This is a genomic window from Streptomyces sp. SA15 (assembly GCF_002291145.1).
GTDB lineage: Bacteria > Actinomycetota > Actinomycetes > Streptomycetales > Streptomycetaceae > Streptomyces.
On sequence record NZ_NTGE01000101.1, the window covers coordinates 94,199 to 110,050 of the forward strand.

At 70.8% G+C, this 15,852-nt stretch carries 13 protein-coding genes and 2 pseudogenes; 2 read left to right on the top strand and 13 right to left on the bottom strand.

All coding sequences use genetic code 11. From position 1 onward, the window contains the following. The first annotated feature begins 32 nt into the window (after positions 1 to 32). Positions 33 to 1,259, top strand: a complete 1,227-nt coding sequence (locus CLM62_RS23120) for a TerD family protein (RefSeq protein ID WP_095751823.1) — start codon at positions 33 to 35, stop codon at positions 1,257 to 1,259. A 26-nt stretch (positions 1,260 to 1,285) separates the two neighbouring features. On the opposite strand, the gene CLM62_RS23125 is transcribed toward CLM62_RS23120, so the two are convergent. The 9 genes and pseudogenes from CLM62_RS23125 to CLM62_RS23165 all read right to left on the bottom strand — a co-directional run bounded on the left by CLM62_RS23125 (position 1,286) and on the right by CLM62_RS23165 (position 11,597). Beyond that, positions 1,286 to 2,248 carry an alpha/beta hydrolase gene (locus tag CLM62_RS23125; RefSeq protein ID WP_218835616.1) on the bottom strand — a complete coding sequence of 321 codons (963 nt, stop codon included), beginning with the start codon at positions 2,246 to 2,248 and terminating at the stop codon, positions 1,286 to 1,288. Between the two features lie 100 nt (positions 2,249 to 2,348). Continuing rightward, the gene (locus CLM62_RS23130; RefSeq protein ID WP_095751824.1) at positions 2,349 to 2,915 is read right to left on the bottom strand and encodes a TetR/AcrR family transcriptional regulator; all 567 of its coding nucleotides are present in this window, start codon (positions 2,913 to 2,915) and stop codon (positions 2,349 to 2,351) included. 89 nt (positions 2,916 to 3,004) lie between these two features. Next, positions 3,005 to 3,358, bottom strand: a pseudogene (locus tag CLM62_RS23135) (carbohydrate ABC transporter permease); the annotation flags it as partial. Positions 3,359 to 3,559: 201 nt separating this feature from the next. Further along, positions 3,560 to 4,604 (bottom strand): annotated as a pseudogene (locus CLM62_RS23140) (LacI family DNA-binding transcriptional regulator). Positions 4,605 to 4,879: 275 nt separating this feature from the next. Beyond that, positions 4,880 to 5,908, bottom strand: coding sequence for a 1-aminocyclopropane-1-carboxylate deaminase (locus CLM62_RS23145; RefSeq protein ID WP_095751825.1), 1,029 nt, complete (start codon positions 5,906 to 5,908; stop codon positions 4,880 to 4,882). Between the two features lie 13 nt (positions 5,909 to 5,921). Next, positions 5,922 to 6,569 carry a GntR family transcriptional regulator gene (locus CLM62_RS23150; RefSeq protein WP_095751826.1) on the bottom strand — a complete coding sequence of 216 codons (648 nt, stop codon included), beginning with the start codon at positions 6,567 to 6,569 and terminating at the stop codon, positions 5,922 to 5,924. A 25-nt stretch (positions 6,570 to 6,594) separates the two neighbouring features. Continuing rightward, on the bottom strand, positions 6,595 to 8,178 hold the full coding sequence (locus tag CLM62_RS23155; protein WP_095751827.1) for a TROVE domain-containing protein: 1,584 nt from the start codon (positions 8,176 to 8,178) through the stop codon (positions 6,595 to 6,597). A 359-nt stretch (positions 8,179 to 8,537) separates the two neighbouring features. After that, the gene (locus CLM62_RS23160) at positions 8,538 to 9,986 is read right to left on the bottom strand and encodes an alkaline phosphatase PhoX (protein WP_095751828.1); all 1,449 of its coding nucleotides are present in this window, start codon (positions 9,984 to 9,986) and stop codon (positions 8,538 to 8,540) included. Between the two features lie 174 nt (positions 9,987 to 10,160). Next, positions 10,161 to 11,597 carry a hypothetical protein gene (locus tag CLM62_RS23165; RefSeq protein ID WP_095751829.1) on the bottom strand — a complete coding sequence of 479 codons (1,437 nt, stop codon included), beginning with the start codon at positions 11,595 to 11,597 and terminating at the stop codon, positions 10,161 to 10,163. Positions 11,598 to 11,875: 278 nt separating this feature from the next. On the opposite strand from CLM62_RS23165, the gene CLM62_RS23170 reads away from it, so the two are divergent. Next, positions 11,876 to 13,702, top strand: a complete 1,827-nt coding sequence (locus CLM62_RS23170; RefSeq protein ID WP_095751830.1) for an endonuclease/exonuclease/phosphatase family protein — start codon at positions 11,876 to 11,878, stop codon at positions 13,700 to 13,702. Positions 13,703 to 13,715: 13 nt separating this feature from the next. Here CLM62_RS23170 and CLM62_RS23175 read toward each other — a convergent pair whose 3' ends face one another. The 4 genes from CLM62_RS23175 to CLM62_RS51775 form a co-directional block, all read right to left on the bottom strand. Further along, positions 13,716 to 14,456, bottom strand: a complete 741-nt coding sequence (locus CLM62_RS23175; protein WP_095751831.1) for an SRPBCC domain-containing protein — start codon at positions 14,454 to 14,456, stop codon at positions 13,716 to 13,718. Between the two features lie 16 nt (positions 14,457 to 14,472). Then, complete coding sequence (locus CLM62_RS23180) at positions 14,473 to 15,093, bottom strand: helix-turn-helix domain-containing protein (RefSeq protein ID WP_095751832.1); 621 nt, start codon at positions 15,091 to 15,093, stop codon at positions 14,473 to 14,475. A gap of 143 nt (positions 15,094 to 15,236) precedes the next feature. Further along, complete coding sequence (locus CLM62_RS23185; RefSeq protein WP_095751833.1) at positions 15,237 to 15,647, bottom strand: DUF3618 domain-containing protein; 411 nt, start codon at positions 15,645 to 15,647, stop codon at positions 15,237 to 15,239. Next, positions 15,644 to 15,852 (bottom strand): phage holin family protein (locus tag CLM62_RS51775; RefSeq protein ID WP_257004023.1); only part of this gene is annotated, 209 nt, incomplete at its 5' end. The genes CLM62_RS51775 and CLM62_RS23185, both read right to left, overlap by 4 nt.

Genomic DNA, 15,852 nt, shown 5'->3' on the forward strand with positions numbered 1-15,852 from the left:
CGCCCTCGCTCGTTCAACCGGGCATGACAGCTATGACCCCCGGCTCGAACATCCCTCTCTCCGCCGCCCGCGTCACGGTGGACGTCGCCGCCCCCGTGCGGCTCGACGTATCGGGCCTGCTGCTCACCGCCGACGGCAAGGTGCGCTCCGACGACGACTTCATCTTCTACAACCAGCCCGCCGGCCCCGGCGTGACCTACCGCTCCGGCGGCGGCTCGTCCCCCGACGCGATCACGGTCGACACCGCCGCCGTCCCCCCGGGCATCGAGAAGATCGTGGTCACCGCCAGCCCGGACGCCGCGGGCCAGACCTTCCAGGGCGTCGAACCCACGGCCACCATCCGCAACGCGGACGACAACAGCGTCCTGGCCACCTTCACGCCCCCGCAGCTCGGCACCGAGACGGCACTCGTCATCGTGGAGATCTACCTCCGCAACGGCGCCTGGAAGGCCCGCGCGGTCGGCCAGGGTTACGCAAACGGCCTCGCGGGCATCGCCACCGACTTCGGCGTCTCCGTGGAGGAACCGGCCCCCGCCGCCCCGGCCCAGCCGGTCGCCGCGCCCCCGCCGCCCGCGCCCACCCTGCAGACCCCGGTGGCCCCGCCGGCCCCGTCGATGGACCCGCGCATCGCCGCACCCCCGGCGCCCGCCGCTCCCCCGGCCCCGCCCGCTCCCGGCGCCGGAAAGATCAACCTCGACAAGGGCCGGGTCAGCCTCCAGAAGAACCAGACCGTCTCCCTGGTCAAGGGCGGTCGCCCCCTGCTCTCCCAGGTCAAGATGGGCCTTGGCTGGGAGCCCGCGTACCGCGGCAAGGACATCGACCTGGACGCCTCGGTCATCGCCTACGGCCCGCAGCGCAACCACATCGACAGCTGCTACTTCGGCAAGCTGTCCATCGTGAACGGCGCGATCAAGCACTCCGGCGACAACCTCACCGGCGAGGGCGGTGGCGACGACGAGGTGATCGTTGTCGACCTCGGCCGCCTCCCGCAGGACGTCACCGGCCTGGTCTTCACCGTCAACTCCTTCTCCGGCCAGAAGTTCACCGAGGTCGCCAAGGCCTACTGCCGCCTCCTGGACGCCGCGACCGGCGAGGAGCTCGTCCGCTTCGACCTCACCAACGCCGAGGCGCAGACGGGCGTGATGATGGCGAAGTTGATCAAGCAGTTCACCGGCGAGTGGGAGATGACGGCGATGGGCGACTTCGTGAAGTCCCGCACCGTGCGGGGGATGGTGAAGCCGGCCGCCCAGGCGCTGTAGCCGGAGCCCCGGATCCCAAGGAACCACTACAGGGCCGGCTGCTGGGCATGCACCCTGCCGAGGAAGTCCCGCACCAGGGCGACAACCTCCTCCAGGTGGGTCTCCAGCAGCCAGTGCCCGCCATCGAGCAGGTGCAGTTCGGCGTCCGGAAGGTCGCGCAGGTAGGCGCGTGCGGCGCCCTCGGGCATATAGCCGTCCTGAGGTCCCCAGGCGATCAGGGTCGGAGGACGATGCTCCCGCAGGTACCTCTGGTACTTCGGGAACCAGTCGAGGTTCCCCCGTAGGCCCTCCATCAGCCCGACCATGATCTCGCGGCGCCGCGAGGAGGCCAGCAGTGGCCAGGACAGCTTCCACAGATCGGGGCTGATCCGATCGACGAGCCGCTCGTCGATCTCGCCGACGAACTCCTCGCGCATCCCCTCCTCGGTCACGGCCTCCAGCAGCCGTGCCCGCCCGTCGGGCGTCGGGTGGTCCCAGTACTCCTTGAGGGTCTTGTACTTCGGGCCGAGCTCGTCCTCGTAGATGTCCCCGTTCTGGATCACGAGGGCCGCGACCCGCTCCGGTGCGCGCATCGCCAGCCGCAGCCCGATCTGTGAGCCGTAGTCGTGCAGGTAGAGGGCATACCGCCGGAGCGTCAACGCGGCGGTGAACCGCTCCAGGAAGTCGGCGTACCCGTCGAAGGTGTACGAGAAGCCGGCCGGGTCGGGGGTGTCGCTGTAGCCGAAGCCGGGGAAGTCGGGCGCGACGAGCCGCCACCGGTCGGCGAGAGCCGGCATGAGGGCGCGGAACTGGAACGAGGAGGACGGATAGCCGTGCGGGAGCAGTACGGCCGGGGCGTCCGGGGGGCCGGCCTCACGGTAGAAGACGCGGATTCCGTCGACGTCCGTGTACCGGTGTGCCGTCCTGCGGGCCGGGGTGTCGATCGTTCTCGCCTCCTGTGCTGGTCGGACACCACAGGCGGGTCGGAGTACCCGCGAAAGCCCTGACAAAACGGGAGGGGCCGGCGCCGGGCCCGCGAGGGAGATCCTCGCCGATGCCGGCTACCCCGGCCTGGGCGCGCAGACAACAGGGCCGCCGGGCGACGAACCTTCAGGGCCGCAATCCCTCCGTAAGCAACTCCAGGTACCGGCGGATGTGCGTCCCCTCCCCGTCCGCCAGCTCCGACGCCGTCGCGACCCCGTGGGCCAGGCGCAGGACGTCGATCGGGTCGACGTCCCGCCGTAGCGTCCCCTCCTCCTGCGCCGCCCCGACCAGCCGCGCCGCCGCGCTCTTGAGGGAGTCGCCGCAGGCGGTGACCATGGCCGGGCTGCCGTCCGTGACGGCGGACCCGAGCAGGGCCTTCAGCCCGCGGACCTGGATCATGCCGGCGCTGAGTTCGTTCAGCCACTCCACGAGCGCCTCACCCGGCGACAGCTGCGCCGCGATGTCGTCGGCTCGCGCCGCGAGCGCCTCGATCCGGTCCAGGTACGCCGCCTCCAGCAGTGCCTGCCGCGTCGGGAAGTGCCGGTACAGCGTGCCGGAGCCGACGCCAGCCCGCTTGGCGATGTCGTCGAGGGACGCGTTCTCCCCGTGCTCGGCGAACGCCTCGGCCGCCACCGCCAGCAACCGCTCGTGGTTGCGCCGGGCGTCCGCCCGCATGGGCCTGACCTGCGCCATCCAGATACTCCTCGCGGACCGGGGACCCTCTCCGAATCCTACAGCGCAACAAAAGGGTCCATACCGGCCCGCACCGGCCTGCATGATCAGGTGAGCCGGTCGGGGTTGACCATGACGACCAGCGGCCAGATGTAGTCGTTCCAGATGCTGATGAAGGTGAAGATGCCGAGGAAGGCGAGCGCGGGCCGGAAGAGCGGCACGGCGACCTGCCAGTAGAGCCGGAAGAAGCCCGCGCCGTCGATCCGTCCGGCGTCGAGCAGTTCGTCGGGCAGGGAGTTCTGCGCGTACTGGCGCATCCAGAAGATGCCGAAGGCGTTGGCCGCACCGGGAATGATCAGTGCCTTCAGCGTGCCGGCCCAGCCGAACTCGGCCATGGTGACGAACTGCGGCACCAGCGACAGCTGCGCGGGGATCATGTACGTGGCCATCAGGGTGCCGAAGAGGTTGGGGGGAGATAGGACAACGATGTCGGCAGGGATCCCGGGCTCGGCCAACAGCGTCTTCGGGGGGTCCGTGAGCGTTCACGCGAACGTTGCCGTCGAGTATCGGGGCGGCCGAAAACCAGTGTCAAGGGACGTACATCGGCAATGTACTGACGCTCTTTCAGCGGTGTCGACGGGATCAGGCGGGTGCTGACGTGGTCGTCACGCGGAAGCCCGCACCACCAGCTCCGGGATCACCCACGCGTCCGCGCCGCTCAGCGGCTCCTCGCCCGCGCGCAGTCGGGCCACCTGCTCGACGGCCAGCCGTCCCAGCTGTCGTTTGTCGAGGTGCAGGGTGGTCAGGGCGGGCTCCACCAGCTCGCCCAGGGAGAGTCCGTCGAAGCCCATGACCGCCAGGTCGTCGGGGAGCCGTCGGCCACGGCGCCGGGCGGCGCGCATCGCGCCGACGGCGATCAGGTCGTTGAAGCCGAACACCGCCGTCATCTCGGGCCGGGCGTCCAGGAGTCGCTCCATGCCCGCCTCGCCGCCCGCGACGCTGTGCTCGGGGCACAGCACGATCCAGCCGTCGTCGACGGGCAGACCGTGCCGCCGGACCTCGGCGAGGAACGCCTCCCGCCGCGGACCGATGGATTCGAGCCGGTCGCCGTCCAGCATGCCGATCCTGCAGTGCCCGGCGCGGACCAGATGGGCGATGCCCTGCTCCAATCCGGCGGCGGCGTCGATGCCGACGGCCGCGAACCGGGTCTGCTGCGGGCCGCGTTCCAGCAGCACCAGCGGTACGCCGCCGAGGTGCCGGGCGAGGACGTCGTCCTCGTTCTTGAAGTAGCCCACGACCGCGTCCGCCTGATGGGACAGCACATCGAGCGCCTCCCGCTCCCGGACGTCGTCGGTACGGGAGTCCCACACCACCACCTGCCACCCGCGCTGCTCGGCGGCCTCCAGCACTCCGGCGGCCACCTCGGGGAAGAACGGGTTCATCAGATCCGGGATCACCAGGCCGGCCGTCACCGGCCCCCTTGCGGACGAGGCCCCGCGCGAACCGGCTCGGCCGGTAGTCCAGCAGGCGGGCCGCCTCCAGCACCCGCTCCTTCGTCGCCGGGTCGATCTCGCCCTTGTCGTTGACCGCCCGGGAGACCGTCTGGCGCGACACTCCCGCCAACTGGGCGACATCGTGGATGGTGGCCCGGCGGCGCGGGCCGTCAGGCAGGTCGATACGCGGCTCCCGCCGCTGGTCGTCGGCCCACACGCTCAGCACTGTATCCGGCCACCGCGGCGCGTACCCCCGGGGCTAGTGCCCCGGCAGGCAACGTTCGCCCCGTCGCGACGCCCGGCACGCTCCCCCACTGCCTTAAGGGCGTGGGAGGTACCCCCACTTGCCGCACCGGCCGAAAGCCCAAGTACGTCCGGTCCATCGACGGAGCCTTCCGGCCGGCACGCCGAGAGCACGCACCGGCTGCGGTCTTTGGCCGCTGCGCGGCGGGCGCTCCTTAACGGGCAAACGTTGCCTGCCGGGGCACTAGGTCAGAACAGCGCGCTGTACGCGTTGAGCGCGGGCTGCCCGCCGAGGTGGGCGTAGAGCACGGTGGAGTCCCGGCCGATCTCCCCGCGCGCCACCAGGTCGATCATTCCGGCCATCGACTTTCCCTCGTACACGGGATCGGTGACCATCCCCTCGGTACGGGCCGCGAGCCGCATCGCCTCCAGGGTCGTCTCGTCCGGGATCCCGTACGTCCCCGCGTGATACCGCTCGTCGAGCTCGACGTCTGCCCCCGTCAACTCCTTCTCTACGCCAATGAGTTGTCCGGTGTTGTGCGCGATCCGCGCGATCTGCGCCCGGGTGCGGGCGGGCTCCGCCGACGCGTCGATGCCGATCACGCGCCGCGTCCGCCCGCCCGCCTCCTCCAGCGCGCGGAACCCGGCGACCATGCCGGCCTGGGTGGACCCGGTCACCGAGCACACGACCACGGTATCGAAGAAGACCCCCAACTCCCGCTCCTGCTCGGCCACTTCGAAGGCCCACCCGGCGAACCCGAGACCGCCGAGCGGATGGTCGGAGGCTCCGGCGGGAATGGCGTACGGCTTCCCGCCTCCCTCCTCGACCTCCCTGAGCGCCTGCTCCCAGCTCTCCTTGAACCCGATTCCGAAGCCGGCCCTCACCAGCCGTACGTCGGCGCCGGCGAGCCGACTGATCAGGATGTTGCCGACCTTGTCGTACACGGCGTCGGGCCACTCCACCCAACTCTCCTGTACCAGCACGCACTTGAGCCCGGCGCGGGCGGCGCAGGCGGCGACCTGCCGGGTGTGGTTCGACTGCACTCCGCCGATCGACACGAGCGTGTCGCAGCCCTTCGCGAGCGCGTCGGCGATCAGGTACTCCAGCTTGCGCGTCTTGTTGCCGCCGTACGCGACACCGGAGTTGCAGTCCTCGCGCTTGGCCCAGAGGGCGGCGCCGCCGAGGTGTTCGGTGAGCCGCTCCAGGGGATGCACGGGCGACGGCCCGAAGAGGAGGGGGTAACGGTCGTACGAAGAGAGAGGCGAGGAAAGGGACATGGGTCCTCCCGGGTCAGTCGGGCTCGGCGAGCCCTTCCAGGCCTCGCCAGATCTCCGCGGTGACACGGACCGCCTCGTCCACGTCACCCGCCGCGCAGGCCTCGATGAGCTGATCGTGCAGGCCGGCCGAACGGCAGTTGCCGCCCTCGCCGAAGCGCCGTCGCTCCAGCCGGCGGATGAGCGGGGTGTAGCGCGTGATGGTCGCGGCGGCGGCGTGGTTGCCGCTCACCCGGACCAGCACGTCGTGGAGGTCGTCGTCGGCGTGCAGGGCCGCGTCCACGTCGCCCGCGTCGACGGCCGTCGCGAAGCACTCGTTGGCCTCGCGCATCGCCTCGATGTCGGCGGCGAACAACCGGGGTACGGCGACCCGCGTCACCAGCTCGTGCATGGCCCCGACCACGGCCGCCGCGTCCCGTACGTCGGCGGCCACGACCCGGGTGACCCGCGTGTAGCTCTGCGGCTTGCTCTCCAGCAGCCCCTCGTCCACCAGCCGCGCGAAGGCCTCACGCACCGGCGCCCGGGACAGCCCGAGCTGCTCGGCCAGGTCGGCGTCCCGGACGACCGCGCCGGGCTCGATCTCCCCGGAGACGATGGCGTCCCGGATCGAGGCGTAGGCGCGGTCCCTGAGCAGGGTGCGGGGGACGGGTCGGATGGCCTCCATGAACTGAAATGTTAGATGCCGGTACTCAGGAGGTCCAGGGCCAGTCGGCGTCCCGAGCGCCCTCGAGCAGCGGCACCATCCGGAAAGCGGCGTCCGACAGCCCTCCGAAGGTGTGCCTGTTCCCCTTCCCCGACGGGCCGTGGCCCGCCCGGTACCCGGCCAGGTTCCAGGTGTAGACCGGCACGTCGGCCGGGACCTGCTCGGTCGGGTCGCCGTGGCGGTTGAACGCGTACTGCTCGTCGGTGACGATCAGCACCCGGTCGTGCTTCTTGTAGTGCCGACGCACCGCCTCGGTCGTGTCGGTGCCGCCCAGGTCGCCGAAGCGGCCGAGGACCTTCAGCACGGACTCGCCCGTGCGGAACCTCACGCGATTGCTCGATGTCCCGAATTCTACGAGATCCGCGTCCGCCGCCCGCAGCGCGAGCGCCGTACCGAAGATCGCCGCCGCGTCGGCCCGGTCGAGCTCCGAGCGGTCCGACAGCCGCGAGTGGAACATCGAGCCCGAGCGGTCGACGAGCACCAGCGTCCGGCCGGGCAGCGCGGGCACGTTGCCCAGCGAGTGACCGAGCGCCTGCTCCAGCGGGTACGCCCAGCGCAGCGACGGCGCGTGCTGGTACGCGGCGAGGTACCGGAAGGGGAACTGCCGCGAGCGCGCGACCTGTGCCGGGTCGCTGATCTTCGCCGCGACCTGGGCGGCCACCTCGTCCGAGACACCGGCCTCGTCGAAGTTCCGCAGGTTGCGGGTCGATGCCATCGCACTCATCGATGGAATCACCGCCTCCCAGGCCGCCTTGTCCATCGGCCCCTGCAGCCAGCCCGCCAGCGCCTCCCAGGTCATCCCGGCCGCCGCGAGCCGCTCGGCACCGCCCTCGGACGTGACCACCGCGCGCCGCTCCTCGACCGGCAGCGCCATCAGCTCACGATGGGCGACCAGCGTCCGGTTCGACGCGGGCGGCACGGCCGTGTCCGGGTTGTGCCGGCGGTCGAGGGCGTACTGGAAGAGGTCGCCCTGCCACGGCTTGTCCGGGTCCGGGGCCGCGTGCACGAGATTGAGGATGTCGCCGAAGCGGTAGCCCTTCGACGCGGTGTCGTACTTCAGCAGCGACTTGCCGCTGTACAGGCGCCGTACGGCGTCGGCGATGCCGCGCTTCACGGGCTTCGGGACGTTGCGGCCGTACATCGCGGTCCAGTACGCGAGCAGCTCGCCGGGCTCGTCGGGACGCTGGAGTACGGAGGCGACGACCTGCCGGTTCGCCGGACCTTCGGTCGCCCCGGCCTCCAGTCGCGCCTTCACGTACTCGGCGGCGCCCACGACCGCGGCCGTACGGAGGTTGCCCTCGCCGCGCAGCCAGCCGAGCAGGCCGGCCGTCCACTCCGGGTCGCTGACGGCGAGCTCGCGCACGAGCGTGGCGAACCGGTCGTCGCGGGCGGCGCCGGTCTCGTAGAAGGTCTGCTGCGAGACGAAGTGGGAAATCGACAACAGGAAAAGCTCGGAGCGCGCGTCTCGCTCGCGGCCGCGGCCGCCCTCGTAGGTACGGAGCACCCGGCCCGTCGACGTCACCCGCGAGGTCGGCCGGGCCTTGGCCGTCCGGGCGTTGAATCGCGCCATGCTGAATTCCCCCGAATTCATGAGAGGTTTCGGAGGGAAGCGCAGCGCAAAGAAGCAGGGTGCCCGAGATCAGGAGTCGGCGACGGACTTAGCCTGGTGCTCTGCCGAATTGAGCTACACCGACCCGAAGTCGATGACGGGACTCGAACCCGCAGCCGCCAGATCCAATGAAGTAACCGTTGCCTGCGCACCGGGCACCCACCATGAGCTGCGCCTCCCGAGATCAAGTCGGCGGCGGCTGTGGATTCTTTGAGAGAGAAGTAGCCGCTGCCATCGCACCGGGAGGTGCGTGATGTTGTGATCTCACTGTAGGAGGCGCAGCTTCGGCGGTGCGACCGAATTAATTACCGCTTTCGGCCTTACCGCCGCTGCCGCTTCCAGGGCCCGGTGATCGCCAGCAGAATGCCCGGGTCCTGAATGTTCGCGAACAGCGTCCGCCCGTCCGGCGAGAACGTGACACCGGCGAACTCGCTGTACTCCGGCTCCTCTTCGGTGCCGACGTTCAGGTCGTTGCGGGCGATGGGGTACGTGCGGCCGCTGTCGGTCGCGCCGAAGAGGTGCGAGACGCCCTCGCCGTCCTCGGCGAGGATCAGGCCGCCGTACGGGGAGACGGTGATGTTGTCGGGGCCGTCGAAGGCGCCGTCCTTGGACGGGTCGGGGTTGACGCCGAGCAGGACCTTCAGCGTCAGCGTGCGGCGCTTGGGGTCGTAGAACCAGACCTGGCCGTCGTGCGCGGCGCCGGGGCTCTCCTCACGGGCGTACGAGGAGACGATGTAGGCGCCGCCGTCGCCCCACCACATGCCCTCCAGCTTGCGGGCGCGGGTGATCTCGCCGGCGCCGAACTGCTTGCGCACGGCGACCGTCTTGGCGTCGCGGTCGGGTACGTCCACCCAGTCCACGCCGTACACGGTGCCGATCTTCGTGGCGCGGGAGAGGTCGTCGACGAACTTGCCGCCGGAGTCGTAGCACTTGGGCGCCTGGAGGACGCCGGCGTCGTCGGCGAGGGTGCGGAACTTGCCACGGCCGTACTCGAAGCCCTTGGGCGGGGTCCAGCGGAAGAAAAGCCCGTTGGGGTTGGAGGCGTCCTCGGTGAGGTAGGCGTGGCCGCGCTTGGGGTCGATGACGACGGCCTCGTGGTCGTAGCGGCCGAAGAACTTCAGCGGCTTGGGGGCGCGGTTGGCGCGCCGGTCGACGGGGTCGACCTCGAAGACGTAGCCGTGGTCCTTGGTCATGCCGTTGGTGCCGGCCCGGTCGGAGTTCTCCTCGCAGGTGAGCCAGGTACCCCAGGGAGTGCTGCCGCCCGCGCAGTTGGTGGAGGTACCGGCGATGCCGACCCATTCGGCGACCTGTCCGTCGGGGCGGACCTCGACGACCGTGCAGCCGCCGGAGGCGGCGGGGTCGTAGACGAGGCCCTCCGTGAGCGGGACCGGGTACTTCCAGTTGGCGCGCGGGCCCTTCAGCTCGTGGTTGTTGACGAGGAGGGTCGTGCCGCGCGGGCCGACGAAGGTGGCCGTGCCGTCGTGGTTGGAGGGGGTGAACTCGCCCGACTCCAGCTTGGTCTTTCCGCTGTAGGTGATGATGCGGTACTTGAACCCGGCGGGCAGCGCGAGGATGCCCTTCGGGTCGGGGATCAGGGGTCCATAGCCGACCCCGCCGTAGGCGTCCGCCGACTCCTCGTCCGCGCTGTCGGTGTCGTAGGACGCGAGGGCTCCGGGAGCGGTGGCGAGGGCGCCGACGCTGCCCGCCAGCGCGACGCCGGCACCGGTGATCGCGGATTTTCTGGCGAAGTCCCTGCGGGTGAGCGACATGGTGTCTCCTGTGACGGTGGGTATGCCAGTGGAGGGTGGCGGACCTCGGTCGGCGCCACGGTCCCGCCCATGTCTGAACGCGGGTTGAACGCCGGGAGTCTTCACCGGGTCCGCTTCCATGAACGCGCACGCGGCGTCCCGGGGGGCCGAAAGGAACCTCTCGGCCCCTCTCGCTCAACTCCCTTGCTGCGATCGCGCCTTGAAGGCCGCCTTGCGGGCTTCCTTCGCGATCTTCTTGTCCGGATGCAGCCGCCCCATCGCCTCCAGCACGTCCGCGGTGGCCGGGTGGTCGACCCGCCAGGCCGTCGTGAAGAACGCGCTGTGCTGCTGGGCCAGTCCCTCCACCAGCGCCCTGAGCTCCTCGGAGTTCCCCTCGGCCGCCAGCTGTGCGGCGATCGTGTCGACGGTCAGCCAGAACACCATGTCCCCGGACGGCGCCGGCACGTCCGTGGCGCCCCGCTCGGTCAGCCAGACCCGTGCCAGTCCGCCGAGCTCGGCGTCGTCGAGCACCTCGCGCAGGGCGGGCTCGGCCTGTGCGCCGACCAGGGACAGTGCCTGCTGGCAGTGCAGCCGCCTGAGCGGGGCGCCGGTGTCCGAGCCGCGCGCGGCCGCCAGCAACTCGCGTGCGGCGGCGAGGGGGTCGCGGCGTGCCAGCCACTGCTCGGTCTCGGCCTGCGCCGCCGCCGGCGGGAACGTCGCCGTCCCGTCGAACAGCGCGTCGGCGCCCTTGTCCGCGAGGTCGCCGACCGCGGGCGCCTCGAGACCGGCCTCCAGCAGCCGCGCCCGCAGCCCGTACAGGCCGAGCGGGGTCAGCCGCACCATGCCGTAGCGGGAGACGTCGGTTTCGTCGACGGGGGCCGACGGCTCCTCGGCGGCTTCTTCCACGTCTGCCATCAGCGACTCGTCGACGGGCTGGTACTCCACCAGCCCGACCGGCTCCAGCATCCGGAACTGGTCGTCGAGGCGCATCATCGCGTCGGACACCTGCTCCAGTATGTCGTTGGTGGGCTCCCCCATGTCGCTGGGCACGATCATGGACGCGGCCAGCGCGGGCAGCGGCACGGTGCCGTCCCCCGGCCCGTCCTCGTTGACGGTGAGGAGGTACAGGTTCCCGAGCACGCCGTCCAGGAACTCCGACTCGGCCTCCGGGTTCCAGTCCAGGGACGAGAGGTCGATCCCGTCGCCCGTGTCCACGGCCTCCACCAAGTCGTCCAGGTCCGGCACACTCGCGTCGGCGACCACCGTCTCCAGGGCGCCCAGCCAGACCGCGAGCACGTCCTGCGGCGAACCGCCGGTCAGCAGCGCCAGGTCCGCGCCCGCCGCGACGGTGCCCGCTTCCTCGTCGACGACCTCGACGAGCCCGGTGTCGACGGCGACCCGCCAGGCCTCGCTCGCGTCCGCCGCGGCGTCCTCCCCACTCAGCCCGAGTGCCTCGGCCGCCGCCGGCAGCTGCTCGTCGACGAGTCCGCCCCCGGCGTCGACCCGGGTGTCCGGGCCGGCCCAGCGGGCGAGCCGCGCGGCACTCGACAGCAGCGGCGTGGACAGCGCGTCCCGCGCCAACTCCGCTTCGGGGTGCAGCCGCGCCGGCGGCAGGGGCGAGCTGTCTGACATCGGCTGGTTCTCCTAGGGGACGCGACGTACCACTCAGCCGCTCAGCCTAGACCGCTTTCCACCCATGCCGCCCGGTTCATCTCCCGGACAGGACCCGTACATGGCTGAAACCTTGACAAGTGGCTTGCGCAGGAAGGAGATTACGCGCGTAGAAATCTGTCGGACACTTGTTCACCGTATTTTCTACGCGCGTCGCCACCGCCCCACAGGTCGCGGCTCCCACGGTTCCACGCTCCACCCTCGTCCCGGCGCCCATGTACGTCCCCGGAGGGATCCCGTTGCCGAGCAAGTCTTCCGCGCGTCTCGCCGCGCTCACCGTCGCCGCCGTCTGTTCCGCGGCGTCGACCGTCGTCCTCACCTCACCCGCGCACGCGGACTCCGTGCGCATCCATGACATCCAGGGCACGACCCGGATATCCCCCTACGCCGGCAAGCAGGTCACGGACGTGACCGGAATCGTCACCGGCGTACGGACCTACGGCTCGTCCCGAGGCTTCTGGATCCAGGACCCGAACCCGGACGCCGACCCGGCCACCAGTGAGGGTGTCTTCGTCTTCACCGGCTCGACCCCGAAGGTCGCGGTCGGCGACGCCGTGACCGTCTCCGGCACGATCTCGGAGTTCGTCCCCGGCGGCACCTCCTCCGGCAACCAGGCGCTCACCGAGATCGTCCGCCCGACGGTCACCGTCGTCTCCAGCGGCAACGCGGTTCCGGCGGCCACCGTCATCGACGCGAAGTCCGTGCCGAGCGCCTACGCACCGGTCGGCGACGCGGCCGCGAACGGTTCGGTCAACGGCCTGACCCTCCAGCCGTCGAAGTACGCCCTGGACCGGTACGAGTCCCTGGAGGGCATGAACGTCCAGGTCTCGGACACGCGTGTGGTCGGCGCCACCGACCCGTTCACCGAGCTGTGGGTCACGGTGAAGCCGTGGGAGAACCGCAACCGCCGCGGCGGCACGGTCTACGGCTCCTACGACTCCCAGAACACCGGCCGGCTCCAGATCCAGTCCCTCGGCGCGGTTGCCGACTTCCCGACCGCGAACGTCGGCGACACCCTCACCGGGACCACCGCGGGCCCGCTGGACTACAACCAGTTCGGCGGCTACACCCTCGTCGCCAACAAGATCGGCTCCCTGAAGGGCGGCGGCCTCGAGCGGGAGACCACCGAGAAGCAGAAGCGGGGCGAGCTGGCGGTCGCGACGTACAACGTCGAGAACCTCGACCCGACCGACGCCACCTTCGAGGAGCACGCCGCCGCGATCGTGCACAACCTCCAGTCGCCCGACATCGTGTCCCTGGAGGAGATCCAGGACAACAACGGCTCGAAGAACGACGGCACGGTCGCCGCCGACCAGACGCTGACCAAGCTGACCGACGCGATCGTCGCGGCCGGCGGCCCGAAGTACGACTGGCGCTCGGTCGACCCGGCCAACAACACCGACGGCGGCGAGCCGGGCGGCAACATCCGCCAGGTGTTCCTGTTCAACCCGGAGCGGGTGTCCTTCACCGACCGCGCGGGCGGCGACGCCACGACCGCCGTCGGCGTCACCAAGGAGCACGGCCGCGCGGCGCTGACGGTCTCCCCCGGGCGGATCGACCCGACGAACACCGCCTGGGCCAACAGCCGCAAGCCGCTGGCCGGCGAGTTCGTCTTCCGCGGCCGTACGGTCTTCGTGATCGCCAACCACTTCAACTCCAAGGGCGGCGACCAGGCCCTGACCTCGCAGTACCAGCCGCCGACGCGCAGCTCGGAGACCCAGCGCCACGCCCAGGCGACCGCGGTGAACACCTTCGTCAAGCAGATCCTGGCCACCCAGAAGAACGCGGACGTCGTCACCCTCGGCGACATCAACGACTTCGAGTTCTCCGGCACCACCAAGCTGCTGGAGGACGACGGCGCGCTCTGGTCGGCGATCAAGTCGCTGCCGAAGAGCGAGCGTTACTCGTACGTCTACCAGGGCAACGCCCAGGTCCTCGACCAGATCCTGGTCAGCCCGTCGATCCGGTGGTCCTGCGACTTCGAGTACGACAGCGTGCACGTCAACTCGGAGTTCAACGACCAGATCAGCGACCACGACCCGCAGGTGCTGCGGTTCACGCCGTAATCGATCATGGTGATCAGGGCTGGCTGAACACCCCGTCCAGCCAGCCCTTCCAGGCGTCCTCGTCCGCCTTGGCGTCGGCGCCGGGCGCGAAGTCGTGGACGCTCATGCCGACCGGGTAGCCCCAGTGGTCACGCCCGAAGACGCGGATCAGAGCGTCCTCGGTGCGCAGCCCGAGGAAATACGGGTTGCGGAAGTCCACTACGGCATCGAGGACCCGCCCCTCGGGACCGCGGGCCTGGACGCTGGCGCCCACGGCCGTGTCGTCCGCGAGGCCCAGCGCCCGGCCGACGGCGGCGAAGGAGCCGGACGCCTTGGACGCGTCGGGGCCGTCGAAGGTGGCGAAGGCGACCGGGCGGCGGTCGAAGTGCGTCAGGTACTGGCGCAGGGTGTGCAGGTAGAAGTCGGTGTGCCGGCCCGCGGCGTCGTACTGGTTGTCCCAGTCGTCGACAAGAATCCCGCTGTGCACGTACCGCACCCAGGCACGGCGGCCCCCCTCGCGCGGCTCGATGGTGTAATCGAGCTGGTTGAGGGTCTGCTCGGAGATGCCCTCGACGTCCTCCGTGCGGTTGGTGTAGTGGTGCGGCGGGTCCCAGGCGGTGACCGTGGAGCCCATCGCCCCCTTGCCGCCCACGCGCGGCTCGGGCGGCTCCGACGGCCACAGCCAGCCGCCGGTGTTGTTGGTGATCGCGTCCCACACCTGTTCCGGCGTGGCGTCGACCTCGAACTCGCGGGCGATCTCGAATTCCTTGGACATGGTGGGTTCCTGACTCCTACTGATCCAATTCCGGGGCGGGCTGGTTCTCGACCGTGGGTTTGACCGTGGGATGGACGGCCACGACGATCCGGTGGTCGCGGCCGCCCTCGGCGTCGGGCGCGTCGTACTTGCGGATCAGCGCGCCGACTCCGACCGTCAGCTCCTGGATGAACGCGGCCCGGTCGGCGGCCGAGGCGAAGCGCACCTCGCCGTCCAGCGCGTACGTCGCCAACCGCTTACGGGCCTTCGCGGCGCCGGTGATCAGCGAGCCGACGTCCCGCACCAGGCGGGCACCGAGCGCGAGCAGCCAGCGCGCGGAGAGCTGGTCCCGGAAGCGGTCCGGGTCCGGCTGCACGGAGGCGAGGGCGAGCGGCGAGATGACGTACGAAGCGGCGGTCGCGCGCATCAGCCGCTCGGTGACGTTGCCCTTGCGGCGTTCACCGGCCAGCTCGACCAGGCCGTGCCGCTCCAGTGCCTTCAGGTGGTAGTTCACCTTCTGTCTGGGCAGTCCGACCTTGCCGGCCAGCATGGCGGCCGACGCGGGTCCGGCCGCCAGCTCGGCGAGCAGCCGGGCCCTTATGGGGTCCAGGGAGACGGCTGCGGCCTCGGGGTCCTCGATCACGGTCACGTCCAGCATGGGTCCACCGTCTCACCGAAAACTTTTTTTGTCCAGACGGTTGGAGTGTTCGGTGAGGGGACGACCGCGCAGCTGGGGTCACTCGGGCATGAGTGGGCGCCGAAGTCACCCACCCAAGGGCAACCCCGGCGCCCACTCGTCACTCAGCGCCCACCATGCCTACGCCGCCACACCCCCGCCGCGACCACGACCCCCGCCGCCGCGCCGACAACCAGCACGGGCCGGGGATGACGCACTCCGACCTGCACGGCACTGCGTATCGGACCGGGCAGGCTGTGCTCAACGGCGTGACCCGCGTGGCTCGCCTTCCCCTGGACCGTGTGCCCCGCCTGCGCCGCGCTGCTCCGCAGCTGCACCGTGACCGCCCCCGCCTTGTCGCGAAGATCGGCCGCCCGAGCCCGCGCCCGTCCCTTCACATCCGCCTTCCCGGCCAATTCCTCGACCGTGTCGCCGAGTTCGCTCCGGGTCCGTTCGATCTCGCGGCGCAGTTCATCGGGTCCCTTCGCCCCCACCGCCTCGCGCCCCTGCGCCGCCTTGTCCCGCTCCTGCGTCATCGGTGCGCCCTTTCCTTGATCTCCTCGACGTCGGCCCTGACGCTGCCGAGGGCCTCCTCGGGCGTGGGCGGTGTTGCGCGGCGCAGCTGGGCGCGGCCGGTCGCCGCGAGCAGGCCCGCGAGTGCGAACAGCACGGCCGTCACGATGAGCGCCGAGGCCCACACGGGCAGCGCCAGCGAGAGCGCGGCGGCGGCCGTGGCGGCCA

Bases quoted from the DNA above. Each gene is read 5' to 3' on its own strand.
- CLM62_RS23120 (WP_095751823.1), top strand. From the start codon at position 33: ATGACCCCCGGCTCGAACATCCCTCTCTCCGCCGCCCGCGTCACGGTG.
- CLM62_RS23130 (WP_095751824.1), bottom strand. From the start codon at position 2,915: ATGGCGCAGGTCAGGCCCATGCGGGCGGACGCCCGGCGCAACCACGAG.
- CLM62_RS23145 (WP_095751825.1), bottom strand. From the start codon at position 5,908: ATGTCCCTTTCCTCGCCTCTCTCTTCGTACGACCGTTACCCCCTCCTC.
- CLM62_RS23150 (WP_095751826.1), bottom strand. From the start codon at position 6,569: ATGGAGGCCATCCGACCCGTCCCCCGCACCCTGCTCAGGGACCGCGCC.
- CLM62_RS23155 (WP_095751827.1), bottom strand. From the start codon at position 8,178: ATGGCGCGATTCAACGCCCGGACGGCCAAGGCCCGGCCGACCTCGCGG.
- CLM62_RS23160 (WP_095751828.1), bottom strand. From the start codon at position 9,986: ATGTCGCTCACCCGCAGGGACTTCGCCAGAAAATCCGCGATCACCGGT.
- CLM62_RS23165 (WP_095751829.1), bottom strand. From the start codon at position 11,597: ATGTCAGACAGCTCGCCCCTGCCGCCGGCGCGGCTGCACCCCGAAGCG.
- CLM62_RS23175 (WP_095751831.1), bottom strand. From the start codon at position 14,456: ATGTCCAAGGAATTCGAGATCGCCCGCGAGTTCGAGGTCGACGCCACG.
- CLM62_RS23180 (WP_095751832.1), bottom strand. From the start codon at position 15,093: ATGCTGGACGTGACCGTGATCGAGGACCCCGAGGCCGCAGCCGTCTCC.
- CLM62_RS23185 (WP_095751833.1), bottom strand. From the start codon at position 15,647: ATGACGCAGGAGCGGGACAAGGCGGCGCAGGGGCGCGAGGCGGTGGGG.